The following is a 23,633-nucleotide window of genomic DNA, read 5'->3' as shown; positions in this document are numbered from 1 at the left end:
ACGAACGAGCATAGAGCCGCGGCCGCCATCTGTGGGCAGGCAGACCCGCAGATGGCGGTCACAGCAGCTCTCCCGCCCCATGGCCTACCGGCGTGCCGTGCTGACCGACCCGCTGCGCAGCTCAGTCGAGGCAGAACTCGTTGCCCTCCGGGTCGGCCATCACGATGTACCCCGCTTCCAGCGGGGGTGCGGGCTCCTGCCTGCGCAGCCGGGCGGCGCCGTGAGAGACGAGCCGTTCCGCCGCCACCTCCAGCGCCGCCATCCGTGCCTCGCCCTCAAGTCCTGGCGCGCTTCGCACATCAAGGTGCAGGCGGTTCTTGACCTGTTTTCCTTCCGGAACCCGCTGGAAGAACAGCCGAGGCCCGGAACCCTCGGGGTCGATCACCGCCGAGCGGTCATTGCGTTTCTCGGGCGGCACGCCGAACGCATCCAGCGCCTGGTCCCACGACTCGAAGCCCGCAGGCGGGTCCTGCAGCCGGTAGCCGAGGGCCTCGGCCCAGAAGGCCGCGAGTGCGGCCGGGTCGGCACAGTCGAAGGTGATCTGGACTTCGCGAGCCATCTCAGTTCGTCTCCTGTCGGGTGTGCAGGTAGAGGTCACGGAGCAGACACACCTCGGCGAGATGGTGGATCAGCTCACGGTTGATGTGCAGGACCAGGCGGGCCAGCGAATCTGCGTGGAATGCTCCCTCCGCTTCGCCGCAGGGCCGCGCGAGGCCGCTCTCCCCGAGCGACTCGACGCCGGCGAGCCAGGTGGCGTACTCCGCGTCGAGCTGGGCCAACGCCTCCGCTGCGGTCGGGGCGTACTCGAACGACTGGTAGTCGGTGGGCTCGCGGCCGAAGTGCGCCGCGTTGCGCACCGCGAGCACGCCGACGATCACGTGCCCGAGCCGCCAGGCGATCGTCGCGAAGGGCGGCGGTGACGGCTCCGGAATCGCGAAGTCGATGGTCATCGCACCGGACCCGACCTGTAGCGGAGCCGATCCGGTGCCGCGCGGACGCACGTTCCAGCAGTCGGCTGCCGGCTCCCAGAAGTACTCGTCGTCGGTGAGTCCGGCGAGCCGATGACGCAGCTGATTCGTCCAGTGCCAGTCGGTCTGGTCTCGGAGCAGGAAGTTGAAGGGCAGATCCGTCATGCTGACACCTTCCCGCAGATAGCGGACAGGATCGTTCCGTGATTCGTGAAACGATGCGCGATGTGACCGTTGAGGCGACCACCGAACGGGTGCTACGGCTGCTGGCGCTGCTCCAGCGGCGGACGTCCTGGACCGCCGCCGAGCTGGCCGCCGACCTGGCGGTCACCGATCGCTCGGTGCGCCGCGACGTGGAGCGGCTGCGCGCGGTCGGCTACCCCGTCCACGCGATCTCGGGCGTCGGCGGCGGCTACCAGCTCGGCGCAGGCACCCGCCTGCCGCCGCTGCTCTTCGACGACGAAGAGGCGATCGCGATGGCGGTCTCCCTCCGCATGGCGTCAGGCGGCACGGTCGCAGGCGCGGGCGAGGCGGCGCTGCGGGCGCTGGCGAAGCTCGACCAGGTGATGCCGCCCCGGTTGCGCGCCGAGGTCCGCGCGGTACACGGCGCCACCGAGACCCTCACCGGCCCCGGCGTCGAGATCGACGCCGACCTGCTGGTGACGCTGGCACGGGCCTGCCGCGACGCCATGCGGGTGCGGTTCCGGTACGCGGGCCGCGACGGCGCGGCGGGCGAACGCACGGTGGAGCCGGTGCGGATGGTCGCCACCGGCCGTCGCTGGTACCTGATGGCCTGGGACGTCGACCGCGACGACTGGCGCACCTTCCGGCTGGATCGAATGAGCGAGGTGGCCGGGACGACCTGGCGCTTTCGGCCGAGGGAGCATCCCGATCCCGTCGCCTACGTGCAGCGGTCCGTGACGGCGGCGCCGTACCGATACGTCGCCCGCGTGCGGGTGCACGCCGAGCCCGACCGGGTGCGGGAACTGGTGCCGCCGCAGGTGGCTCGGGTCGAAGACGATCGCGCGGGATGGTGCCTGCTCGTGGTCGGCGGCGACGACCTGGACTGGTTGATCATGCACGTCGCCCGGCTCGGGTTCGAGGCGGAGATACTGGACCCCCCGGAGCTGCGGGAGGCCGCCGCGCTGCTCGCCCGCCGCATCGCGGCGATGACCGGGCCCGGTTCGGACGCCGGGGACGCCGTCCCGAACGTCGCGCCTCGCGACGACTAGACCCGTTGCGGTCTCCCGGCCGTTCGCCGCGCACCCTGCCGAGCAGGCCCGGGATGCAGACGTCTGGCTGAACCTCGGCGAGCCGCTGATCAGCGGTGCAGCCGCCGAACGTCGCATCCGGTGGCGCTCGTCTCCGGCACCACGATCAGGACACGCCTCGACGTAGCTCTCGCCCATGGCTCGACGTGAACGGTGCTGACGGCCCGGAGGACCGGCGCGACGGCCCCGGGTACGGGTGCCCCAACCTAGCGGCGCCAGGCTCGATCAAGCAGTTGTTCACCCGGCCGTCCTTCGCCGGTCTGGGCAGGCGCACCGTGTCGTCGGATGCCCCGCCGATGCCCGCCAGGAGGCTACGAACCGGGGGCGGTGTTCGTCGACTCGGTCTCGTTCGTCGCGGCCAGATCTCCATCGACCAGCTCGAGCAGCTGAGCGGCCGAGGCCTCGGCCTGCTGCGCCGTGATCGCGGAGACGATCCACTGTGGAGTCGAGGCGGGCGGCAGCCGGATCGTCGTCAGTCCGACGGCCTCGGGCTTCGCCGCGACATGCCTCGGCACGAGGGCGATGCCGAGCCCGCGACGGATCAGGTCGAGCAGGGTGTGGATGTCGTCGACGGTGCACCGCACTCGCCTGCCGACACCGTGCGCCGAGCAGGCCGCCTCGTTGAGCGATCGCACGCCCCACGACTCCCGGAAGTCGATGAACTCGCGGTCGCGCAACTCCGCCCACTCGACGTGGGTGCGGACCGCGAGCGGATGCTCGGGCGGGGTCAGCAGCACGACCGCGCGCCTCCCCAACTCGACGGGGCTGACCGTCGCCAGATGCTCCGTCGTCGCGACGAAGGCGACGTCGAGCTCACCGGCACGGATCTGTGTGACGAGGTCGTGGGACCCGGCCTGGGTGAAGTGGATGTCGACGAGCGGGTACCGACGGTGGAACCGTTCGAGCAGCGGCGGGACGTCGACGACGCCGAGGCACTGCTCGGCTCCGACCCGGAGTCGGCCCGAGAGCGCGTGAGTCGCGCGGATGACCGCGTCACGCCCGGCCGCGACCTGGGCGAGCATCGTCCGAGCGAACGGCAGCAGAGCGAGACCGGCGTCGGTCGGCGCGACCCGACGCGTGGTGCGGGTGAACAACGGCGTCCCGAGTTCGGCCTCGAGGTTGCGGATGCCCGCCGAGAGTCCGGACTGCGAGACCCGGCAGACCGCCGCAGCGCGCGTGAACTGCTGCTCGTCGGCGAGCGCGATGAGGTACTCCATCTGACGGAGGTCCATTAATCGATCCCAGTTCTCAATCTCATCAGAATTAGTTGTTGGACTTCTGTCAGCAGGCTACCTACCGTCGAATGCAGACGATCATTCGAGCGGAGAGGCTCACTCGTGCAGCAACGCACCCTGGGAAACCGCACCGTCGGCGCGATCGGGCTCGGCGGGATGCCGATGTCGATCGAGGACAGGCCCGAGGAGACCCGGTCGGTCTCGGCCGTCCACGCCGCCCTCGACGCAGGCGTCACCCTCGTCGACACGGCCGACGCCTATCACCTGCACGCAGGCGAGGTCGGCCACAACGAAGAGCTGATCGCCAGCGCCCTGCGGTCCTACGGCGGGAACACCGACGACGTGCTGGTGGCCACGAAGGGCGGTCATCTGCGTCCCGGCGACGGATCGTGGACCCACGACGGCCGTCCCGAATACCTCAAGCGCGCGGCCAAGGCCTCGGCCCTGCGGCTCGGCGTCGAGGCGATCGGTCTCTACCAGTTCCATCGCCCGGACACCGAGGTGCCCTACGCCGACTCGATCGGCGCCCTGCGTGACCTGCTCGACGAGGGCGTGATCGCCCAGGCAGGCATCTCGAACGCGACCATCGCCCAGATCGACGAGGCCAACGAGGTGCTCGGCGGGCGGCTCGTCTCCGTGCAGAACCAGTTCTCCCCTGCCTTCCGCTCCAGCCTCGACGAACTCCGGCACTGCGCCTCCCTGGGCATCGCCTTCCTCCCGTGGTCGCCGTTGGGCGGCATCCGCAAGGCGGGTGAGGTCGGCGCCCTGCACGCGCCGTTCCAGCGCGTCGCCGAAGCCCACGGCGTGAGCCCGCAGCAGGTCGCGTTGGCCTGGGAGCTGTCGCTCGCCCCGGTCGTGATCCCCATCCCGGGGTCCTCCCGCCCGGCGAGCATCCAGGACTCGGCGCGAGCGGTCGAACTCGAACTCACCGCCGACGAGCTGGCCGAGCTGTCAGAGCCGTCGAGCGCAGGCTGATCTCCCCCTGTCCAGCGCCCCAGCGCGGCCCGTGGCGGGCCGCTGAGAGGACACCTGTGAAGACCTTCACCCTGCCGGGAACCGACATCGTCGCGCCGAACATCGTGCTCGGCCTCATGCGCATCGCCGACAAGACCGACGACGAGGTGCGCGAGCTCATGCGCACCGCGCGTGACACGGGCATCGACTTCGTCGACCACGCCGACGTCTACGGCCACGAGCAGCACGGCTGCGAGCGCCGCTTCGCGGAGGCCATGGCCCTGACGCCCTCGCAGCGCGACGCCGTCACCATCCAGACCAAGACCGGCATCGTCCGGGAGGGGCCGTACTTCGACTTCTCCTACGACCACATCGTCAAGTCGGTCGAGGGCTCCCTCGCCGCGCTGCGCACCGACCGCATCGACATCCTGCTGCTGCACCGGCCGGACGCGTTAGTCGAGCCTGCCGAGGTCGCACGTGCCTTCGACGAGCTGGAGTCCGCAGGCAAGGTACGTGCCTTCGGCGTCTCGAACCACACTCCGCGCCAGATCGACCTGCTGCGCAAGCACGTGCGGCAGCCGATCGTCGCCAACCAGCTCCAGCTGTCCATCACGCACGCGCCGCTCATCGCCCAGGGCGTCGCGGCGAACATGCTCGCGGAGCAGCAGTCGGTCACGCTCGACGGCGGCGGCATCGTCGACTACTGCCGGATGCACGACATCACGGTCCAGGCGTGGTCGCCGTTCCAGGCGGGCTTCTTCACCGGGGTCTTCCTCGGCTCGCCCGAGTACCCGGAGCTCAACGCCGTCATCGATCGTCTGGCCAAGCAGTACGACGTGCCACCCATCGCGATCGCGACCGCCTGGATCACCCGGCATCCGGCCCAGATGCAGGTCGTGCTCGGCACGACCAACCCGGAGCGGGTCGCGGGCGCCGCCCGGGGCTCGGACATCCCGCTCACCCGCGCCGAGTGGTATGAGCTCTTCCGCGCGGCGGGGCATCTCGTGCCGTAGCGGAATGGCGGAGCCCCGACCCGAGAGTTCAGCCGAGGAACGCTGCGAATCTCGTCGATCATCGTCTGCGGCTGCTCCTCTGGGACGTGGTGGCCGCGGTCGGCGACCTCGATCACGCGTACGTCGGTCCCCTTGGCGGGCAGGATGTCGCGAAGGACGGCGTGGTTGCCCTGGACACCGCCCAAGGCGAGGATCGGCACCCGACAACGTGGTGATCACAGCCGCAGCTCACGGGTGAGCGAGTGGTCGAGGATCAGCGATCTGACCCCCGGCTCGCGGCGGCCAGGCGCTCACGGTGGTTGCGATAGAGCCGGGTCCCGAGCGGGCGACCGGCATGCCAGACGACGGCGGGGACGGCGGCACGCAGAAGCCGGGCCTGCTCCTCGCTCGCCCCGTGCAGGGCCATGCCCAGCATCAGCAGACGCCGCACGAAGGTCACCTTGCCGAAGGACGCCTCGACGGTCGCCTTCCACTCGCGTTCGGTCAGGTGGCGATCGATGAGCGGCAGGATCCGCTGCTCCTCCAACGCCAGATGCTCGTACAGCGGGGGCAACAGCCGCTCCGCGACGGCGGCGACGGCATCCCGGTCGCCGGCGTCGGCGGAGGCCCGCCAACGCCTGCCGCCTGCGGCGAGCGCTTTCAGCTCGTCGTCGATGAAGGCGTGCTGCCGGTCCATCGTCTCGATGAGGGGCGCGACGTCGTCGGGGCAACGCTCCCGCAGCCGGGGCCACACATGGTCGTCCTCGCTGGTGTGATGGGCGTGCAGGAAGTCGACCATCATCAGGACGTGGCCTGCAACGACGGCGGTGCCCTCCGCGTCACCCGCCTGCACGCCTGCGATCAACACGGGCATGGCACCGAACTGCCGCCGCATGGCGTCGTGCGCGCCGATCATGTCGCGGCTGTCGGCCATCTTCTCGTTGTGCATGGGAGCAGCTTCGCGGCCGTGCCTTTCACACCGCCTACAACACGGATACGGCGCGGCCGCCGCGTCATTTGGCGCGGCCGGCGGCATAGGCTTACCTTGTGGAGTGCTGACGTTCGCGGTGCTGGGTCCGCTCGAGGTCCGTGCGAACGATCATCCGGTCGACGTCGGGGGCAGGCTGCCCCGCAGGCTTCTGGCGATCCTGATCGCCGAGGAAGGGCGGCCGGTCTCGGAGAACCGCCTGGTCGAAGGACTGTGGGGTGACCGAAGGCCACGCAATCCCGCAGGCGCCCTGCAGGTGTACGTCTCCCGGCTGCGTCGGGTGCTGCCGGGCACGGCGTTGCAGCGCTCCGCAGGCGGCTATCGGCTCCTTGCCGCCGACACCGACGTCGAACGGTTTCGCGGCCACCTCGTCCGCGCCCGTGCGTTGGTGGCAGGCGACCGCCCCGCCGATGCGCACGAGGCCTTCGACGCGGCGCTGCGGTTGTGGCGCGGGACCCCGTATGAGGATCTGGCCGACGACGAGTCGACGATTGCGATCCGTGCCGCCCTGCTGGAACAGCGCGACAGCGCCCAGGAGGAGGGCGCCTCGGCGCTACTGGCCACCGGCGACCACGCCGGTGCGGTGGCCATGCTCGAACTGCTGGTGCACACCGCGCCGTACCGCGAACGCCGTTGGCAGTTGCTGGCGCTGGCGCTCTACCGTTCGGGACGCCAGGCCGACGCGCTGAACGCGGTGCGCCGGGTCCGGACCCTGCTGGCCGAGGAACTGGGTGTCGACCCCGGACCGGAGTTGCGGCAGCTCGAAAGCCGCATCCTGTCGCAGGACCCGGCCCTGGCGGCCACCGGCGTCGCGGCTGTGACGCCCGGTGATCGGCCGCTGTCGTCGTTCATCGGCCGCGACGCCGAGCTGGCCCTGCTGGACCGTCTCGTCGGCATGCATCGGCTCGTCACCGTCGTCGGGCCCGCCGGGTCGGGCAAGACCCGCCTGGCCGTGGAATGGGCCGGGCCCGACGCCGTCGTCCGGCTCGCCGATGTGGCCGACCCCGCCCCCCTGGTCTCGGCGGTCGCCGCAGCGGTCGGCGTCACCGGGTTGGCCGAGGACCCGTACGAGGCACTGGTCAAGCGGCTGCGCCTGCACGGGACACCCTTGGTGCTCGACAACTGCGAGCACCTCACCGGCGAGGTGGCCCGGCTCGTCGTCGACCTGCTCGACCGGATTCCCACGTTGCGGGTGGTGGCCACCAGCCGCAGCCCACTCGGCGTCGACGGCGAGCACATCCTGCCGCTCGGGCCGCTGGCCGCCGACGACGCCGTGACGCTGCTGACCGATCGCATCCGCACGGGCAGGCCCGGCTGGTTCGAGCAGGACGCCGACGGCCGGGATCTGCACCGCCTCGCCGATGCGCTGGACCGGCTGCCGCTGGCCCTGGAACTGGCGGCGGCGCGAGTGCGGACCTTCGGCGTACGGGGGCTGATCGAGCAGCTGGACGACCGTTTCACCGTGCTGGGCCGGATTCCGCTCGGCACGATGACCCCGCACGCGACGTTGCAGGAGGCCATCGCCTGGAGCTTCGATCTTCTCTCCGGCGACGAGCGTGACCTCGCGGTGCAGCTCTGGCCGTACGAGGGTGGCTTTCCCTTGGAGGCCGCGGCCTCCGCCGCTGCCGGACTCAGCGCGCTGGTCACGCTGGTCGATGAGTCCGTGGTCACCGCCGAGACCGGCGGCAGCACGGCGCGCTACCGGATGCTGGAGACGATCCGGGCGTACTGCCGGGCCGTGGACGGAGATCCGACGGCGACCCGGGCCGCCCATGCCGTCTGGGTCCGCGAACTGGTCGCCCGGGCCGCAGGCGATCTGCAGGGCGTGCGATCCGCGGCCACGATGGCCGCGCTGCGTCTGGAGTTGCCGAACCTGCGTGCGGGGCTCGCGCACGACCTGACGCATGCCCCGGTCGAGGCATTGCGGACGGCCGCGCGGCTCATGTGGTTCTGGATCCGCAGCGGCCTGCTCACCGAGGGCAACCGGATGCTGACCGCAGCCCTGGCCGCCGCGCCGGACGCCCCGCTCGGCGACGTCGTGCGGGCCAAGGCCTCGTCGGCAGGCCTGTTCTATTTCACCGGCGACGTCACCACGGCACGGCGCATGCTGTCCGAGGCGTTCCTGGCGGTGGACTCGGAACCGGAGCATCGCAGCCTGCTCGCCGAGGTCCGCTACTACCAGGCTCTGGTCCAGCTGCCGGGAGGCGACCCGGCGATCGCGCTGACCGCGTCGGCCGAGGCGCACGCCATCGCCACCGAGACGCAGACCACCTGGCTGATCGCGGCCACCGCGATGACGTGGGGCGCTGCCCTCGTCATGGCCGACCGGATCGCCGACGGCCGCCACCGGCTGCGGGCCGCCGTGCGGCTCGCCGACGCCTCCGGGCTGGTCTGGACGGCCGCGCTCAGCGAGCTGATGCTGGCCCAGACCATGGTCGACGCGGGGGACGGCGAAGCGCTGCCCCTGCTGCGGACCTCGCTGCGGCGCTTCCTCAACGAGGGCGATCTGAGCAACCAGCTGGCCGTGCTGCACAACGGCGCCCTGGCCCTGGACGCGGCAGGCGATGCGGCCGGCGCCGCGCTGCTCCGCAACGTCGTCCATTTTCACCAGGCACACAGCGGCATCCGGCCGGCAGGCACCTACCTCCAGTCGATCACTCCGCACGGCTGGTACGAAGGCGCCCCTCCCGCACAGCCGCCGACACTCCACGACGCCGTCGCCGTCCTGACCTCCCCGGCGCGCGCTGTCTGACGGTTGCAACCTCGGTGTATGGGCGCCTGGCCAGGATCACGGGGCGAGCCGGTCCACGGCCCGAACTAGGTCGGCACCCGTACCAGCTAAGGAGCGCCTCGATGCGCATCGGCATCGGATTACCCAACCAGGTCCGCGACGTCCACGCCCCGGTGATTCCCGCCTGGGCCCGCCGAGCAGAGGAAGCGGGTTTCGCCACCCTGGGTACCACCGGCCGGGTCGCCTATCCGAGCGTGATGGACACCGTCGCGCTGGCCGCAGCCGCCGGGGCCACCAGCACGATCGGGCTGCTCAGTCAGGTGCTGCTGGCGACCACCTGGCCGGGGACGCTGCTGGCCAAGGAAGCAGCGTCGATCGACGGGGTCTCCGGCGGCAGGCTCACCCTCGGCATCGGGGTGGGCATCCGCGAGGACGATTTCGTCGTGCCAGGGCACGGACCCCGGGACCGGGGCGCCCGGATGGACCGCGACCTGGCAACCTACCGGTCGATATGGGCCGGTGAACCCGTTCCGGGAAGCCCGAACCCGGCGGTTCCGGCCGGCGGACGGCAGGTGCCGCTGCTGTTCGGCGCCGCTACCCCGGCCGCCTACCGCCGGATGGCCGAGTCGTCGGACGGTTACATAGCCGGATCGGTGCCTGCGGCCCTGGCGTCCGGCGCTTTCGACGCCGCCCGTGCCGCGTGGCAGGCCGCCGGGCGGCCGGGCCAGCCCCGGCTGGTCGGCCTCAACTACTTCGCGCTAGGCGATCCCGACCGAGGTCGGGCCAACATCGCCGATTACTACGCCGCTACCGGCGAATTCCAGGACATCGTCGTCGGCAACGTGCACACCGATGCGGAATCACTGCGCGACGCCGTCAAGCAGTTCGAGGCCCTGGGCGCCGACGAACTGATCCTGGGCCCCGGAACCGACGACCTCGACGAGATCAGCCGCTTGGCCGACATAGTCCTCTGACTCGCAGCCCACGCCTGGTCCCGACGGCCCATGGCTGGAGGGCGGCGGAGGCGGTCGGGGTGAGGCCGTGCTGCTTCGTGACGGCCCGGCTGGAGTGACCGCTGTCCGCGAGAAGTGCCGCCGCGCGGCGACCAGGTGTTGCGTGACGGCCCGGTATCGGTCGTGACTTCGACTGCGGCGACGGGCGCCTCCTCGCCCATGATCACGAGATCCCACGGCCTGCCATTCTCATGGTAAGAACCGGGGGGGGTAGCGGCTGGTCGCGATGGATCGACGCTCAATCCACACCGCAAAGCACCAGTTCTTCGACGACGGCATCGCCGATAGCCTGCGCGCTCCGGCCGGTCCGCACTTTGCCGGTCCCGGCTGTGCTCAGCCGAGCCTCGTGGGCCTCCCAGCAGCTCCGGATGGAATCGTGCGCCTGCCCAGGCACCGCCGTAACGAGTGGGGGATCCTCCGGTTTCGTCCCAGCGTCCGGCCACGTATCCATCCACTGTGGACGGGCTGGGACGGTGGCGAACCGCAACCGGCCGAAGGCAGGAGCAGGTCCCCTGTGGCCGCGGATTCCGGGGTGCGGCGTGGTCGGGACGTTGCCGCGGTGCCCGTGCCGTGGTGCCGCGGTGCGGCAACCGGGTGATTGCCGTGGAGGTCACCCGGTGATAACTCTCGGTGTTTTCTGGCGGGTATCGAGGGGGCGTAGATGGACGGGTTTGCTCGGATTCCGCTCGACGGTGGCGGGGCGATCACGTTCGAGTCGGTCCCGGCTGCGGATGGTGATGGTGATGGTGATGGTGGTCTGCTCAAGGCGGGGCGTGGGGCAGCCCTCCAAGCCAACGACACCTCCCCTACCCACGAAGCCATAGGTGCCCTGTACGCCGCCGCCGAAGAACTCCCTCACCTCACCATCCAAGGCCCTCCCAACGGCCTGGCTGGGGTGGCGTTCAGTCCTGACGGACAGACTCTCGCCACCGCCGGTGACGGCACCGTACGGCTGTGGGAAATTGCGCACCTCACTCCCCCGTTCTGGCTGGCCGACCTACGACCCCGAGGTGGTCAGGACCGCGCTCAAGCGCCTGGACGCGGCTCAGACCCCTTGATCCGCTCGAGGAGCTCGTCGCGGTACTCCCGCACCTCCTGAAACTCCGGTTCGTCGCCGGTCGCCCGCTTCAACGCGCCTTCCAGGATCTTCAGCCCCTGGCGTTCGTCGCCGCGCGCATCCGCCTGCCTCGCGGCGTTCTCCATGGCTTTGGCGAGCTTGGTCTGCGCCTCGGGTTCCGTGGCGGCCTTGTGGATCCGGATCCAGTTGCCGCCCGGATCGACGACCGTGAACCCGGTGTACCGGTCGTTGCGCAGCCGAGGTCGGGTCATGCGCGGGATGCCGGAGACGAGCAGTTTTCCGTGCACGGACCGCATCCCCGCCGCGAAGGCCTCGAACAGCTCGCTGGTGTCCGCGACGATGACCACGCACGTGCTGTACGACTGCGCCGGGTCGTAGTCGTCCATCCCGAAGAAGTGCAGATTGATGTCTTCCCGTCGCACCGCGATGTGCGGGTTCGGCCGAGTCTGCCGATAGGTGATCTCGAAGCCGAGCATCTCGTAGAACGACGCGATCTCGTCGATGGATGGACAGGGCAGGAGCGGAATAGTCAATTCGTTCGCCACCGCCCGAGGCTAAGCCCGGACCTGCCGAAACGACACGGAGCCATTTGCTTATGCGAACAGCAGTGCAACCCCGACCAGGACCAGCAACGCCGACACAACGGCTATAGCGCGCACAGCACCGAACGCCACACTCAAGGACGACCTGCCAGGTTCGCGCGCCCGACAACATCCGCTTCCCACTGCTCGCGATAGCGTTCCTCGCCCACCACCGCCGCCGCGAACCGCACCGACAACGCGGCTTTCATTGCGCCGCCCTCGGCACCCAACGCGGCGCCGGAGCAGACCGCGCAACGACCCGCCGAGCTTCAGCGGCCCTTCGGGCGTCAGCAGGCACATCCGCCGCCGAGGCCCGCGCCGTTCCGCGTCGTCCCATGACGACGTGACCCAACCTCCGGGGAGCTGCACACCATCCAAGCCAGCAGACCACACGGACCAACCCACAGCCCGCAAACGAAAAGGCCACCCGCAATGCGGGTGGCCCATGCTCGCGGTCAAGCGTCGCGGTCCTACTCTGCGGCCCTCATTCAGGCACTTGTTCTAGCCAGACCTCTAGGGTGGAGCTGCGGGGAATCGAACCCCGGACCTTCTCGATGCGAACGAGACGCGCTACCAACTGCGCTACAGCCCCTTGTTCGTGGTGCTCAGAAAGCATAGCAGGGGCGACACGGCCTGTTCGCACCCCCCTGAACACCACGTGTCACAACAGCGCTCATTCACCCACGGCGCGACGGAAGGTCGTCGGCAGCGGCGAGTCCAGGTCGTCGAAGGCAGGGTCGTCGTCGTCCAGCTCGAGGGCGTAGGTGCCTTCGAGGGAGGGACGACGGGACAGCTCGGAGGCACCCTGCGCGATCATCCCGCCCGACCTGGTCGGCAGGCCGTCCTCACCGACCGGGCCGACGTCGCCGACCGATCGCACCTGGCCGTGCAGGAGGTGCTCCCGGCGCTGTGCCTCGGCGACCCGCGCGGTGCGACGCCTGCGCACCTCCTCCTCGATGCGTACCTGCCTGCGCAGGTAGCTGAGGTAGCCGATGAAGGTCAGGTCGACGGCGGCATGCGCCCACCAGATCCACGCCGACAGGAAGCCCGCGAGAACCGCGGTCGTGATCGCGGCGAGCAGCAGGAGCAGGACGATCCGCTGGCGGAATGCGTACTTCGCCCTTGCCAGTCGCGCCGCCGCCTCCGGATCGAACCCGCCCCGCCCCGGCCGGTAGCGCCTGCCTGCGCGGACGTCGTCGCCGTGCAGCGCACGCCAGTCCTCGTCGTCGCCGCTCTCGTCGTCGTAGTCGTCGAACTCGTCCCCGAACTCGTCGTCGCGCTCCCCGTCGAACTCCCTCCCGGAGTGCGCGTCGGGATCGGCCATGTCAGGGTCCTCCTCCGGATCGTCGACGACCTGTGAACGCCCCGATGCGCCCCGGCGGCTCGCCGCAAGGCCGTCCTGACGGCCCCCGGTCGACGCATCCTGACGGCCTGCGGCCTCTTGACGACCCGCCGCCGACGCGTTCTTTCCTCGACGAAGGACTCTGGCCTCCAGTGCGGAGTCGGCGGTCCGGACCACCTCCTGACGCCGCCGAGCGATCATCGGCACGAGCACGACGAGCCAGGCCAGCGCCAACGCTGCGAAGATCAGCGAACTCGGCATGATCCGTCACCTCCCCCCACCCACGAACGACACACGTATTCCCTCGTCACGCTAGCCACAGCTGTCACACCCATGTCGGAGGCGCGCCGACTCGCAGCCCGTTATGGAATGTGGCGATGATCGCCCATTCGGGTTACTGGCACGGCCGTCCAACACCCACTCTCCGTGCTGCTCGGACGGCACGCGGCAGGCGGGCCGACCCACCTGATCCGCGCGAGGTCCGCGCTCGGCGACGCTGCTCGACCCTGCCTGTCGACTGAGATTAACGACACATCATCCGTGCCGGTGATCGGACCCGATCTCTGGCGATGTCGACGATCACTCCCAGTCGGCCCGGCCTGCACGCACCAAGGCGGTCGCCGCTCCGTCGGCGACGTCCTCCGCCGTGATGGCCAGACACACGTGATCACGCCACATCTCGGCGACGTAGAGATAGCGCCGGAAGAGCCCCTCTCGTCGGAAGCCGGTCTTCTCCAGCACCCGCAGGCTCGCCTCGTTGTCCGGACGCACGGTGGCCTCCAGCCGATGCAGACCGGCGGCGCCGAAGCAGTGGTCGACGGCCAACGCCACGGCGGCGCTGGCGACGCCGCCTCGGGTCAGGCGTCGGCTCACCCAGTACCCGATCCATCCAGAGCAGAGCGCTCCTCGAACGATGTTGCCCACCGTGACCTGCCCGGCGAAGACCCCGTCGACCAGGATGACGAACGGAAGAGCCGTTCCGTGCCGGGCCAGCCGACGCATCCCCGCCCACTGGCCGGGCCAGGAGAACAGGGCGTTGCGTTGTTCCCAGCCCTCCGGCGAGGACGGTTCCCAGGCCTGGAGATGGTCGCGTTCCGCGAGTCGGATTCGGCTCCAGTCCGGTCCGTCCCACAATCGGGGACTCCGTAACGTCACCGTCCCCGCCGGGACCGTCAGGCCGCCCAACCGGGCAGGCCAGCCAGGTTGTCCGTCGCCCTGCACCGCCCCAGTATGTCGATCGCGGGCAGGTAAGGGCCGCTCACCGTCGTGAGACACCGCCCTTTCACCCGAACGCCGGTATCGCCTCGGCAGCCGAGACGGCACGTCAGCACAGCCCGCCGCACGGCGACGTCGGGGCGTGGGTGAGCAGTCCCCGCAAGGTCCGAGACTCCCGGCGAGCGGCGGTCGAGTACGGAGACGACCTGCTTCCGCTCAGGCGCGATCAGGCCCGCTGAGCCAGGAAACTGACCTGGACCTCTTCGCCTGCGGTGAGCTCCGTCACGTCTTCGTCGACGACGATGAGGCAGTTCGCCTCCGCCAGCGATGCCAGCAGGTGAGACCCGCCCGCCCCGACCGGTTGCACCAGATACTGCTCGCTGCCCCGGTCGCGCAGAAGCTGGCCGCGCAGATATCCACGACGTCCCTTGGTCGAGGAGACCGGCGACAGCAGTTCGGCGTTGATCACGCGGCGGTACGGGTTGCTCTTGCCCAGCGCGGCCCGGATCAACGGTCTGACCAGCACCTCGAAGACGACCAGTGCGCTCACCGGGTTGCCGGGCAGTAGGAAGGTCGGCACCCGGTCGGGACCGAGTCGGCCGAAGCCCTGCGTGGACCCGGGGTGGACGGCGACGCGGGTCATGTCGATGTCGCCCAGTTCCGCGAGGGTGGCCCGGACGTCCTTGCCCACCGTGCCGCCGACGCCGCCGACGATGACCACCACCTCGGAGAGCAGCAGCCTGCCCTCGACGACCTCGTGCAGTCGTCTGGTCTCGGCACTGACGATGCCCACCCTGGTCACCTCGGCGCCTGCGTCCCTGGCGGCGGCGGCCAGCGCGTAGGTGTTGACGTCGTAGACCTGTCCCCCGCCGGGGGGCCGATCGATGTCGACCAGTTCCTCCCCCACCGAGATGATCGACACTCGGGGCCGAGGATGCACCAGGACCTTGTTCCGGCCGACGGCGGCGAGCAGGCCCACCTGTGCCGCCCCGATCACCGCGCCTCGACGCACCGCGACGTCCCCCGTCTGCACGTCCTCGCCCTCGCGCCGCACGAACGCGGCCGAGGGCACCGAACGGTTCACGGTGACCTTCGCGGGATGCTCGTCGGTGTAGTCCAGGGGCACCACCGCGTCGGCCAGCGTCGGCAGCGGAGCGCCGGTGTTCACCCGCACCAGCTGGCCGGGTTGAAGTCTTCGCGGCTGCCGCGAGCCCGCGACGATCTCGCCGACCACCGGCATGGTGATCGGCTCCTCTGCGGCCTGCTGCACGTCCACGCTGCGCGCGGCGTAGCCGTCCACGGCCGCCTGATCGAACCCGGGCAGAGCGCGTTCGGCCACCACGTCCTCGGCGCAGAGCAGCCCCTGTGCCTCCGAGATGGCCACCCTGACCGGGGAGGGCCGCACGGCAGCGGCGAGCACCCTGGCCAACTGCTCGTCTACCGACCTCATCGTTATCGGACCTCACCGTTGTGCGCGAGGGCACTGCCCTCGGTGTCTAGGAGTCCCGCCGCCCCGGCGCGATCACCGCGCGGCGTCGGACAACCTCTGACTCAACCATTCCCGCAGCTCGGGGCCATACTCGGGGTTCTCTAGGGCGAAGTCCACTGCGGCACGCAGAAAGCCCCCAGGGTTCCCCAGGTCGTGGCGGCCGCCCCGGTGGACGACGACGTGCACCGGATGGCCCTCCTCGATCAGCAGCGCGACGGCATCCGTGAGCTGCAGTTCACCGCCCGCACCCGGGGTGATGCGATCCAGCGCGTCGAAGACGGCCCGGTCCAGCAGGTACCGGCCTGCGGCGGCGAAGGTCGACGGCGCGGCCTCCGGCGCAGGCTTCTCGACCATGCCCTTGACCCGCAGGACGTCCTCGATGTCAGTCGGGTCGACGTCGAACACCCCGTATGCCGAGATCTGCTCGCGGGGGATGTCGAAGGCGCACAGCACGCTGCCGCCGAACTGCTCCCGCACCTTCGCCATCGCGCTCAACGCCCCGGTTGGCAGCACCAGGTCGTCCGGCAGCAGCACGGCGACGGCGTCGTCCGACTCGGTGAGATTGGGCCGGGCACACGCGACCGCATGGCCGAGGCCCAACGCCTGCTCCTGAATCGCGACCTCGGCCTTCAACAGGCTCGGTGCGCGCCGCACCTTCTCCAACAGCTCCGTCTTGCCCCGATCGGCGAGCGTCTTCTCCAGGTCAGGGCGGGGCTGGAAGTGCCCGGCGACCGAGGACTTCTCCGGCGAGGTCACGATGATCAACCGCTCGGCGCCTGCCTCGGCGGCCTCGGCCGCGACGAGTTCGATGGCGGGCGTGTCGACCACGGGCAGCAGTTCCTTCGGCACCGACTTCGTGGCGGGGAGGAAGCGTGTTCCCAGGCCTGCGGCGGGCACGATGGCTGTGCGGAAGGCAGTCGTCGGGCTCATGGAGGGAGCCTAGCGGCACCCCTGGTCGCCGATGACGGAATCATGATCGCCGATACACAGGAAGCGACGAGTCGGCAGCTCCGACTCACCCGAAAGGGCCCGCCGGTGCTCCGCCGTCCTGCCCCCATCCACCATGAATGCCCTGATCGCCGCGGCGGGACGGCCGAGACGGTCGACATCGTGGGGGTTCGCGGTGGAGCCGGGGCTGGACACGCCCGGCGGCCTCTAGGGTCGAGGCATGAGCGCGAACCGGGAGTCGGGACATCCGTTCACGGACCAGGCCGTGGCGCCCACGACCCGTACCAAGGACGAGTGGCGCGACACGCTGGTCGCGGCGCGACGGGCGGTCTCGGCGGCGACGCGTGCCGCCGAGGCCGAGGCGCTCGCCGCCGTCCTGGGTGAACTCGCCGACGGCCTGGCGGGGGAGACGGTCTGCGCCTATCTCCCGGTACGCACCGAGCCGGGTTCGATCGACGGTCTGGATTCGCTCCGGCGGGCAGGCGTCCGCGTGCTGCTGCCGATCGTGGCGGGCGCCGGGGCACTGGACTGGGCCGAGTTCACCGGGCGGAACGGACTCAGGACGGGGCCGTTCGGACTCCAGGAGCCCGCAGGCTCTCCATTGGGCACCGCGGCGGTCGTCTGGGCCTCGTTGCTCCTGGTGCCCGCCCTGGCAGTCGATCAGACAGGTGTGCGGCTGGGGCGGGGCGGCGGCTACTACGACCGGTCCCTGCCCGGCGTGCGAGCGACGGCGACGGTCGCCGCGGTGATTCGTGACGAGGAACATGTCGACGCGCTGCTGCCCGCCGAGCCGCACGACGTGCTGATGACGTCGGTGCTGACCCCCGGCGGCGGGTTGCGACGCCTTTCCACGGCAGGCCGAAGGCGCCCGAGGTTTGCATAGTCCCCGAGGAAAGGCGCATTATTAATCTGGCACTCCCACTCCACGAGTGCCGGCAGATGTCCGGAGGAAACGCTGTGCCCACCTATCAGTATGCGTGCACCGCCTGCGACCACCGCTTCGAGGCGGTGCAGCGCTTCAGCGAGTCATCGCTGACCGACTGTCCGGAGTGCCAGGGCCGACTGCGCAAGCTCTTCTCCTCGGTGGGCATCGTCTTCAAGGGCAGCGGCTTCTACCGCACCGACAGCCGCAGCGGCACCGGCGACGGCTCCACCTCGACCGTCAAGGCGGAGTCCGGCGGTTCGGAGAAGAAGTCCGAGACCGCCACGCCGAAGAGCAGCGAGAGCAGCGGCTCCTCGTCCGGTTCCTCATCCGGTTCCTCGTCCGGCGGTGCGAGCGGTTCCGGCTCCGCAGGCGGCGCGGCGGGCTCGAACGGCGCCGCCAAGGCTGCCGCGTCCAGCTGAGCCGGGCAGCCGTCGTCTCCATCTCGGCACCATCACCTGACACGGCAGGCTGCCGCGCCCCTCGGACCATGAGGCGAGGGTCGGCGCGGTCGCCCGACCCGACGGGCCGAGCACCGTGCTGCCCGCCCGCCACAGCCCGGCAGAGCTGACGACCACCGAAGCAGCGTCGATCTGATCCTGCCGACGAGGAGCCTCGCCACGCCGCCGGCCGGCTCGGCGGTAGACGCCCGCCGGTCGCTGCCGGTGGCTGCTCCTGCGCCACGGACGAGCATCAGCGCGACCGGCGCCATGCCCGTGCGCAGGTGGCATCAGTCCGACCCGCCGCGGCAGGCGGCGAGACGCGTTCTTCCTGTTCAACGACTCGGCACGGTCTGTTCGGTCGGGTTATCGAGAAGCGAGGTCTGCCCGCAGGGTCCACCCGGTTGGGGTGCTGGACGGCGGCCGCCCGCCGGCTGCGAGCCCGCGCATCCGCCGGTCTCTCGCCTGCGGTCGCCTCGGAGTTGTCCACATCGCTCGAGTTATCCACAGGCCCGTGCATACTCGCTCGCTCCGCGTGATCAGGCCGCCTAACGTCGCCGACGTCAGAACGGTGAGTCACGGGAGGCGTCATGGCGACGAAGGAACGGCTGGGTCCGGGGCTTCGTGATCGGCTGTCGCGCCTCGTTCCCAGTGCTCGATGGGCACGGATGATGCTTCTTCGACGGGTGCTCGCCGCCGCCCTCGTGCTGCTCGCCGCCGCGCTGACCATCCGCTCGGCGGACTCGGCCGACGAGCACACCGTCCCGGCGTTGTTCGCAGTCCGCGACCTGGCTCCCGGCACCGCCCTCCGAGGCGAGGACGTCGTCGAGGGCCGGATACCGGACGACCAGGCTCCGGACGGGCTGCTGACCGGCAGCGACGACATCGTCGGCCGGGTCCTCGCGGGCGGTGCGCGACGCGGCGAGGCGATCACCGATGTCCGGCTGGTGGGCAGGCAGGTGACCACCCTCGCGGCGGGCGATCACACCGCTTCTGCCGTGGGCGTTCGCCTTGCGGACGGCGGGCTGGCCGATCTCCTGCATCCCGGTCGTCGGGTGGACGTGGTCGGCGTCGATCCGGATCTCGGCGCCGGGACGGTGCTGGCGGAGAACGCCGTGGTCATCGCGGTGCGTCCACCGGGCGAACCAGGGGATGACGGCAGGCTGGTCATCGTCGCCTTACCCGGTGACGTCGCCACGGTCGTGGCCGCCGCCTCCGTACTTCAAGACTTGACGATCACACTGCGTTGATTGTTCATCGCTGGGCGGAGTTAAGCGTCCCGGATCGATTGACTACCGTTCTCGGCGGCACTGATACGGCGACGCCTCACCACAGGCCGCCGTACCCAGCGAACGAGTCCCTGCCAGAGGAGCGACCAGATGTTCAAGGGCTTCAAAGACTTCCTGATGCGTGGCAATGTGATCGACCTCGCGGTCGCCGTCGTGATCGGCGCCGCGTTCACCTCGATCGTCACCGCTTTCACGACGAACCTGATCCAGCCGATCGTCGACATCATCGGCCCGGCCGACACCGGCAACCTCGGGATCAGGATCGGCACCCGCCCGGACGGCTCGGCCCTGAGCATCGACTTCGGCGCCGTGCTCACGGCCACGCTGAACTTCCTGATCGTGGCGGCCGTCGTCTACTTCATCTTCGTGCTGCCGATGAACAAGCTTCAGCAGCGGCGCAAGCGTGGCGAGGAGCCCGGGCCCGCCGAGCCGACCGACGTCGAACTGCTCACCGAGATCCGGGATCTCCTGCGAGCACAACAGCGTCAGGAACAGGCGGAGCGGGTGGAGAGCTGACCAGCAGCGCCTCGGCTCAGCCGTGGTGGGGCGGTCGGTTGTCCCGGTACCAGTCGTCGCCGTGGCCTGGGCGACCGTCCCGCTCGTCCCGCTCGTCCGCCGTCGTGGCGGGCAGGACGTCCCCGAACACCTCCTGCATCCGCCGAGCCGAGTAGGCCGCGCGGTCCGGCGTCGGGGCGGCCTTCCCGTTCTGCGGAGTCTCCATGGCTCAAGTATGACCCGGTCGCGGCGGGGGGCCGAGTGGGGCGGTGGGGGACGGCGACGGCGACGGGCACGACTGCAGGGTGCGCCTGCCCGGCCGGGCGTGAGCCAGGCCTGGTGTTCCACGCAAAGGGAACGTCGGTCCTGCGATACCGGAGTCGCCAGGCGTCTGCCTGGAGCGGTGCAGCCCGCACAGGCGGCAATCCGCCGTGGGGACGGCCGTCAGGCGGGCGTCTGACGGTGTGGGACGCGGCTCAAGCCACCTGCGTCTGCGGCGGCACGTGCCGGGTCGAGTCTCAGCACCGGACAGCCTTGACGTCGTCGGGGCCGCCGCCGCAGCCGGGCCTGCCCGCTCGGGAGAGTCTGGCGGAGTCGGCGTCCCCGGCAAGGCGCTTCGCCGTTCCCGGCCGGTCTCGTCAACCGGCGGAGGAGAACGACCACGACATCGATAATGATGCCGAGACCCGGTAACACCGGAGACGAGAGAGAGGCGCCATGAGCAACTTCCTGGACAAGGCCAAGGAACTCGCTGCACAGGCTCGGGAGAAGGCGGGCAGCGTCGCGGAGAAGGCAGGCGACGCCGCGGCCAAGGGTGTGAGCGTGGTGGCGGACAAGGCCGACGACGTCACCGGCGGCAAGTACACCGAGAAGATCGAGTCCGTCAGCGAGAAGGTCGAGAAGGTGCTCGACCCGGACGGCAGCACGAAGAAGGACGACTGAGAGGTCACCTCGGCGACGCCGACGACACCGGCCCTGGGCCGCCGACCTTCGAAGCCGCCGACTCTCCGGCGGGATCCGTGAGTGGTGTCACATCGCCTCGGCGGGCGGCCGTCTGCCGAAGCCGTGCCCCACAGCAGGAGAACGCAACGAACCGGCCCCGGACGCACTCCGGGCTCCGTACCCACCACTGCGGCGGGGCCGGAGCCCGGTGTGAACCGACTCGACTGATCAGGGCGTCTCCAGACTGGACAGCTCCTCGATGACATGGGTCACCAGCGGGCTGAGCGTGGCCATTCCGTCGCGTACGGCGGATCGCGAGCCCGCGATGTTGACCACGAGCGTGCTGCCCGAGACACCGACGAGGCCGCGGGAGATGCCTGCGTCGACCGCGCCTGCCGCCAGGCCGGAGGCACGCAGCGCCTCCGCGATCCCCGGGACCGGCCGGTCGAGTACGCCAGCCGTCGCATCGGGCGTGACGTCTCGCGGAGACACTCCCGTGCCGCCGACCGTGATCACCAGGTCGACCCCGCCGATCACCGCCGTGTTCAGCGCGTTGCGGATGTCCACCAGCTCACCAGGTACGACGACACTGCCGTCGACGATGAAGCCGGTCTCCTCCAGAAGCTCGGTGACCAACGGGCCGGTGACGTCCTCGTACTCCCCCTGGGTGACCCGGTCGTCCACGACCACGACGAGGGCACGGCCGAGACGCTGCGCGCTGCGTTCCATACCGATCACCGTAGTGGGCACGTTCGACAGCAGATCGGACATCTGCGCAAGGCCGCCGTTAATGTCACCCGCGGCGACTAACGACTGGCCGCTGACCGTCACCGTCATGCCCGTCGAGGCAGTGTCGCCGGTTCCCACATCACTTGTCTTCATTCGCTCACTCACCAACCGTCTGGCTGCCCAATGTGACGTCCACGCTGCGTTCTCCGCCCCCGGAGTCGAGCACGGTGAGTGTCACCTGTTGGCCCGGGTCCTGGGAGCGCACGGCCGCCACGAGTGCGTCGCGGCCCTGAATGAGTCGATCGTCGACCCTGGTGATGATCTCGCCCGCCGAGAGTCCGCTCTCGGCCGCGGCACCGTCCGGCGACACCTCGGCGATCTCGGCTCCCGAGCCCTGCCGGGGATCGGTGACCGTCACGCCGAGGACCGCCTGCGTCGCCTGTCCGGTGTCGATGATCTCCTCGGCGATGCGCCGTGCCTGGTCGATGGGGATGGCGAAGCCGAGGCCCACCGAGCCCGCCTGCTGCTGTCCCTCTCCCCGGGGGCTGTAGATCACCGAGTTGACGCCGATGACCCGGCCCTGCATGTCGACCAGCGGTCCGCCGGAGTTGCCCGGGTTGATGGCCGCATCGGTCTGCACGGCGTCGAGGACCGTCGCCACGTCGGACGGCGACTCGCCGCCTGCGGCCACCGGCCGGTCGAGCGCGGAGATGATGCCCGAGGTGACGGTGCCCACCAGACCGAAGGGCGATCCGATCGCCACCGCCTGCTCCCCGACCGCCAGATCGTCGGAGCGGCCGAGTTCCGCCGGGGTCAGGCCGGAGACTCCCTCAGCACGCACGACGGCGAGGTCCGAGGTCGGATCGCGTCCTTCGATCTGGGCAGGCGCGGTGGTGCCGTCCTCAAAGGCGATCACGATCTCGCCGCCGCCCGCAGCAGGGGCGATGACGTGGTTGTTAGTCATGATCAAGCCGTCGTCGCTGAGGATGATCCCGGAACCCTCGCTGGCGCCCTGCTGGCTCTGGACCTGGAGCTGGACGACGCTGGGCAGCACCTTGTCCGCCACCTCCTGAACCGAGCCCTCCGGGGCGTCGGAGGCGTTCCTGGCGGGCGGCGGCTCCTGGTCGAGGGAGTTGACCGAGGTGCCGCCGTCGGCGAGCTGGTATCCGACGAGGCCGCCGACGCCGCCCGCGACCCCGCCGACCAGCAATGACAGCGCGACGACCCCTGCAACGACGCTGCCTCGTCCCTTCGGCCGCCGCCCGGCGGGCTGATCGCGATAGGAGTGTGAATAGTGCTGGCCGTAACCGGGGTACCCGCCGGGAACGCCGGCCGGTCCGCCTGCGCCGGGGGGCTGACCGCCGCCGGGCGCCGAAGGCTGATCCGGGCCGCCCGGCTGCTGCGGGCCGGCAGTGCCGCCGGAGACCTGGGCACCGAACGGCGGCGCACCGAGCCCGCCGGTGTTCCCGAGGCCGCCACCGGTACTACCGAAGCCGCCGGTGCTGCCGAGGCCGCCCGTGCTCCCGAAGCCGCCCGCACCGCCGCGCTCGGGGCTCGGCTGGTTCTGGTGTGACGCGGCGGCGGCTACCGCGCCGTACGCCGAGGACTGACCAGGCTGAGGCGGTCCGCCGTGGTCGCGGACGCCGCCAGGCTGAGCCTGCTGATCAAGCGGGGACGAGCCCGTCGAGGTGCCGCTCGCGGGGGTGCCTGCGGGACTGCTCCCGCCGTCGCGCTCCTCGGCTGCGGAGGCCGCCTGCCCCTGCGGGGCGCCTGCCTCGGGACCGGTGTCCGCGCTGACGCCGGGCTCACGATGAATCGGGACTCCGTGCGCGGGGGTGTCGGCACCGGCGGCATTCGACCCGAGATGGTCCTGGCCCCCGGCGGTCGGCTCCGGCTCGCTGCCCGGACCATTCGAGGTGTGCTCGCTCATGAGCCCACTGTGCACCGAAAGGCTGAGAACGGCCTGAGATCATCCTTTGGTTTTCCCACTGTTCGCACGCTCGTGAAAAAC

Annotated in this window: 24 protein-coding genes and 1 tRNA gene; 11 read left to right on the top strand and 14 right to left on the bottom strand. The window is 70.4% G+C overall.

Annotation, left to right across the window (positions count from 1 at the left end; translation table 11 throughout):
• Positions 1–121: 121 nt before the first annotated feature.
• Together UA75_RS03435 and UA75_RS03430 are read right to left on the bottom strand one after the other, a co-directional pair.
• Positions 122–559, bottom strand: a complete 438-nt coding sequence (locus UA75_RS03435; protein WP_075738810.1) for a VOC family protein — start codon at positions 557–559, stop codon at positions 122–124.
• A gap of 1 nt (position 560) precedes the next feature.
• Positions 561–1,133 carry a DinB family protein gene (locus UA75_RS03430; RefSeq protein ID WP_075738808.1) on the bottom strand — a complete coding sequence of 191 codons (573 nt, stop codon included), beginning with the start codon at positions 1,131–1,133 and terminating at the stop codon, positions 561–563.
• A 62-nt stretch (positions 1,134–1,195) separates the two neighbouring features.
• On the opposite strand from UA75_RS03430, the gene UA75_RS03425 reads away from it, so the two are divergent.
• Complete coding sequence (locus tag UA75_RS03425; protein WP_198042909.1) at positions 1,196–2,200, top strand: helix-turn-helix transcriptional regulator; 1,005 nt, start codon at positions 1,196–1,198, stop codon at positions 2,198–2,200.
• A gap of 350 nt (positions 2,201–2,550) precedes the next feature.
• Here the strand turns inward: UA75_RS03425 and UA75_RS03420 are convergent, their stop codons facing one another.
• Positions 2,551–3,471 (bottom strand): LysR family transcriptional regulator, encoded by a 921-nt coding sequence (locus tag UA75_RS03420; RefSeq protein WP_075738804.1) that lies wholly within the window; start codon positions 3,469–3,471, stop codon positions 2,551–2,553.
• Between the two features lie 105 nt (positions 3,472–3,576).
• Here UA75_RS03420 and UA75_RS03415 point away from each other — a divergent pair, with 105 nt between their 5' ends.
• The gene (locus tag UA75_RS03415; RefSeq protein WP_075738802.1) at positions 3,577–4,449 is read left to right on the top strand and encodes an aldo/keto reductase; all 873 of its coding nucleotides are present in this window, start codon (positions 3,577–3,579) and stop codon (positions 4,447–4,449) included.
• Positions 4,450–4,505: 56 nt separating this feature from the next.
• Positions 4,506–5,441, top strand: a complete 936-nt coding sequence (locus UA75_RS03410) for an aldo/keto reductase (protein WP_075738800.1) — start codon at positions 4,506–4,508, stop codon at positions 5,439–5,441.
• A 253-nt stretch (positions 5,442–5,694) separates the two neighbouring features.
• Here UA75_RS03410 and UA75_RS03405 read toward each other — a convergent pair whose 3' ends face one another.
• Positions 5,695–6,369, bottom strand: coding sequence for a hemerythrin domain-containing protein (locus UA75_RS03405; RefSeq protein WP_075738798.1), 675 nt, complete (start codon positions 6,367–6,369; stop codon positions 5,695–5,697).
• Positions 6,370–6,472: 103 nt separating this feature from the next.
• Here UA75_RS03405 and UA75_RS03400 point away from each other — a divergent pair, with 103 nt between their 5' ends.
• The gene (locus tag UA75_RS03400; RefSeq protein ID WP_198044217.1) at positions 6,473–9,160 is read left to right on the top strand and encodes an AfsR/SARP family transcriptional regulator; all 2,688 of its coding nucleotides are present in this window, start codon (positions 6,473–6,475) and stop codon (positions 9,158–9,160) included.
• Between the two features lie 101 nt (positions 9,161–9,261).
• Positions 9,262–10,113: an LLM class flavin-dependent oxidoreductase gene (locus UA75_RS03395; protein WP_075738796.1), complete on the top strand. Its 852-nt coding sequence runs from the start codon at positions 9,262–9,264 to the stop codon at positions 10,111–10,113.
• 649 nt (positions 10,114–10,762) lie between these two features.
• Here the strand turns inward: UA75_RS03395 and UA75_RS34295 are convergent.
• Positions 10,763–11,011, bottom strand: a complete 249-nt coding sequence (locus UA75_RS34295; RefSeq protein WP_232237611.1) for a hypothetical protein — start codon at positions 11,009–11,011, stop codon at positions 10,763–10,765.
• A 36-nt stretch (positions 11,012–11,047) separates the two neighbouring features.
• Here UA75_RS34295 and UA75_RS35125 point away from each other — a divergent pair, with 36 nt between their 5' ends.
• Positions 11,048–11,251 (top strand): WD40 repeat domain-containing protein, encoded by a 204-nt coding sequence (locus UA75_RS35125; RefSeq protein ID WP_404799982.1) that lies wholly within the window; start codon positions 11,048–11,050, stop codon positions 11,249–11,251.
• Here UA75_RS35125 and UA75_RS03385 read toward each other — a convergent pair.
• The 6 genes from UA75_RS03385 to UA75_RS03360 all read right to left on the bottom strand — a co-directional run bounded on the left by UA75_RS03385 (position 11,179) and on the right by UA75_RS03360 (position 16,787).
• Entirely contained in the window at positions 11,179–11,775 is a 597-nt protein-coding gene (locus tag UA75_RS03385) for a hypothetical protein (RefSeq protein WP_075738793.1), read from the bottom strand. The genes UA75_RS35125 and UA75_RS03385 overlap by 73 nt on opposite strands.
• A 555-nt stretch (positions 11,776–12,330) precedes the next feature.
• Positions 12,331–12,403 (bottom strand) — tRNA-Ala (locus tag UA75_RS03380).
• Positions 12,404–12,484: 81 nt separating this feature from the next.
• On the bottom strand, positions 12,485–13,414 hold the full coding sequence (gene glpR / locus UA75_RS03375; protein WP_075738791.1) for a gephyrin-like molybdotransferase receptor GlpR: 930 nt from the start codon (positions 13,412–13,414) through the stop codon (positions 12,485–12,487).
• Between the two features lie 318 nt (positions 13,415–13,732).
• Positions 13,733–14,374: a GNAT family N-acetyltransferase gene (locus UA75_RS03370; RefSeq protein ID WP_075738789.1), complete on the bottom strand. Its 642-nt coding sequence runs from the start codon at positions 14,372–14,374 to the stop codon at positions 13,733–13,735.
• 220 nt (positions 14,375–14,594) lie between these two features.
• Entirely contained in the window at positions 14,595–15,818 is a 1,224-nt protein-coding gene (gene glp, locus UA75_RS03365; RefSeq protein WP_075738787.1) for a gephyrin-like molybdotransferase Glp, read from the bottom strand.
• A 72-nt stretch (positions 15,819–15,890) separates the two neighbouring features.
• The gene (locus UA75_RS03360) at positions 15,891–16,787 is read right to left on the bottom strand and encodes a UTP--glucose-1-phosphate uridylyltransferase (RefSeq protein WP_075738785.1); all 897 of its coding nucleotides are present in this window, start codon (positions 16,785–16,787) and stop codon (positions 15,891–15,893) included.
• Positions 16,788–17,025: 238 nt separating this feature from the next.
• Here UA75_RS03360 and UA75_RS03350 point away from each other — a divergent pair, with 238 nt between their 5' ends.
• From UA75_RS03350 to mscL, 4 genes are all read left to right on the top strand, one after another.
• Positions 17,026–17,688, top strand: a complete 663-nt coding sequence (locus tag UA75_RS03350) for a 5-formyltetrahydrofolate cyclo-ligase (RefSeq protein ID WP_075738781.1) — start codon at positions 17,026–17,028, stop codon at positions 17,686–17,688.
• A 74-nt stretch (positions 17,689–17,762) separates the two neighbouring features.
• The gene (locus tag UA75_RS03345; protein ID WP_075738779.1) at positions 17,763–18,149 is read left to right on the top strand and encodes an FmdB family zinc ribbon protein; all 387 of its coding nucleotides are present in this window, start codon (positions 17,763–17,765) and stop codon (positions 18,147–18,149) included.
• A gap of 608 nt (positions 18,150–18,757) precedes the next feature.
• A complete protein-coding gene (locus UA75_RS03340; RefSeq protein WP_075738777.1) occupies positions 18,758–19,417 on the top strand; it encodes an SAF domain-containing protein in 660 nt (219 codons plus the stop codon).
• Between the two features lie 129 nt (positions 19,418–19,546).
• The gene (gene mscL, locus UA75_RS03335; RefSeq protein WP_075738775.1) at positions 19,547–19,972 is read left to right on the top strand and encodes a large-conductance mechanosensitive channel protein MscL; all 426 of its coding nucleotides are present in this window, start codon (positions 19,547–19,549) and stop codon (positions 19,970–19,972) included.
• Between the two features lie 16 nt (positions 19,973–19,988).
• Here mscL and UA75_RS03330 read toward each other — a convergent pair whose 3' ends face one another.
• The gene (locus UA75_RS03330) at positions 19,989–20,177 is read right to left on the bottom strand and encodes a hypothetical protein (RefSeq protein WP_075738773.1); all 189 of its coding nucleotides are present in this window, start codon (positions 20,175–20,177) and stop codon (positions 19,989–19,991) included.
• Positions 20,178–20,668: 491 nt separating this feature from the next.
• Here UA75_RS03330 and UA75_RS03325 point away from each other — a divergent pair, with 491 nt between their 5' ends.
• Positions 20,669–20,893: an antitoxin gene (locus UA75_RS03325; protein ID WP_075738771.1), complete on the top strand. Its 225-nt coding sequence runs from the start codon at positions 20,669–20,671 to the stop codon at positions 20,891–20,893.
• Between the two features lie 228 nt (positions 20,894–21,121).
• On the opposite strand, the gene UA75_RS03320 is transcribed toward UA75_RS03325, so the two are convergent.
• Both UA75_RS03320 and UA75_RS03315 read right to left on the bottom strand, forming a co-directional pair.
• Entirely contained in the window at positions 21,122–21,622 is a 501-nt protein-coding gene (locus UA75_RS03320; protein WP_075743355.1) for a molybdenum cofactor biosynthesis protein B, read from the bottom strand.
• Positions 21,623–21,779: 157 nt separating this feature from the next.
• Complete coding sequence (locus UA75_RS03315) at positions 21,780–23,552, bottom strand: S1C family serine protease (protein ID WP_083682886.1); 1,773 nt, start codon at positions 23,550–23,552, stop codon at positions 21,780–21,782.
• Between the last annotated feature and the right edge of the window lie 81 nt (positions 23,553–23,633).

It is taken from the genome of Actinoalloteichus sp. GBA129-24, assembly GCF_001941645.1.
GTDB lineage: Bacteria > Actinomycetota > Actinomycetes > Mycobacteriales > Pseudonocardiaceae > Actinoalloteichus_A > Actinoalloteichus_A fjordicus.
This window is presented reverse-complemented; position numbering and strand designations above follow the sequence as displayed.

What these genes read in the sequence shown, in the direction of transcription:
- UA75_RS03320 (WP_075743355.1), bottom strand. Translation starts at nt 21,622, where the DNA reads ATGGAACGCAGCGCGCAGCGTCTCGGCCGTGCCCTCGTCGTGGTCGTG.
- UA75_RS03360 (WP_075738785.1), bottom strand. Translation starts at nt 16,787, where the DNA reads ATGAGCCCGACGACTGCCTTCCGCACAGCCATCGTGCCCGCCGCAGGC.
- UA75_RS03435 (WP_075738810.1), bottom strand. Translation starts at nt 559, where the DNA reads ATGGCTCGCGAAGTCCAGATCACCTTCGACTGTGCCGACCCGGCCGCA.
- UA75_RS03395 (WP_075738796.1), top strand. Translation starts at nt 9,262, where the DNA reads ATGCGCATCGGCATCGGATTACCCAACCAGGTCCGCGACGTCCACGCC.
- UA75_RS03340 (WP_075738777.1), top strand. Translation starts at nt 18,758, where the DNA reads ATGGCGACGAAGGAACGGCTGGGTCCGGGGCTTCGTGATCGGCTGTCG.
- mscL (WP_075738775.1), top strand. Translation starts at nt 19,547, where the DNA reads ATGTTCAAGGGCTTCAAAGACTTCCTGATGCGTGGCAATGTGATCGAC.
- UA75_RS03405 (WP_075738798.1), bottom strand. Translation starts at nt 6,369, where the DNA reads ATGCACAACGAGAAGATGGCCGACAGCCGCGACATGATCGGCGCGCAC.
- glpR (WP_075738791.1), bottom strand. Translation starts at nt 13,414, where the DNA reads ATGCCGAGTTCGCTGATCTTCGCAGCGTTGGCGCTGGCCTGGCTCGTC.
- UA75_RS03330 (WP_075738773.1), bottom strand. Translation starts at nt 20,177, where the DNA reads ATGGAGACTCCGCAGAACGGGAAGGCCGCCCCGACGCCGGACCGCGCG.
- glp (WP_075738787.1), bottom strand. Translation starts at nt 15,818, where the DNA reads ATGAGGTCGGTAGACGAGCAGTTGGCCAGGGTGCTCGCCGCTGCCGTG.
- UA75_RS03420 (WP_075738804.1), bottom strand. Translation starts at nt 3,471, where the DNA reads ATGGACCTCCGTCAGATGGAGTACCTCATCGCGCTCGCCGACGAGCAG.
- UA75_RS03325 (WP_075738771.1), top strand. Translation starts at nt 20,669, where the DNA reads ATGAGCAACTTCCTGGACAAGGCCAAGGAACTCGCTGCACAGGCTCGG.
- UA75_RS03350 (WP_075738781.1), top strand. Translation starts at nt 17,026, where the DNA reads ATGAGCGCGAACCGGGAGTCGGGACATCCGTTCACGGACCAGGCCGTG.
- UA75_RS03315 (WP_083682886.1), bottom strand. Translation starts at nt 23,552, where the DNA reads ATGAGCGAGCACACCTCGAATGGTCCGGGCAGCGAGCCGGAGCCGACC.
- UA75_RS03430 (WP_075738808.1), bottom strand. Translation starts at nt 1,133, where the DNA reads ATGACGGATCTGCCCTTCAACTTCCTGCTCCGAGACCAGACCGACTGG.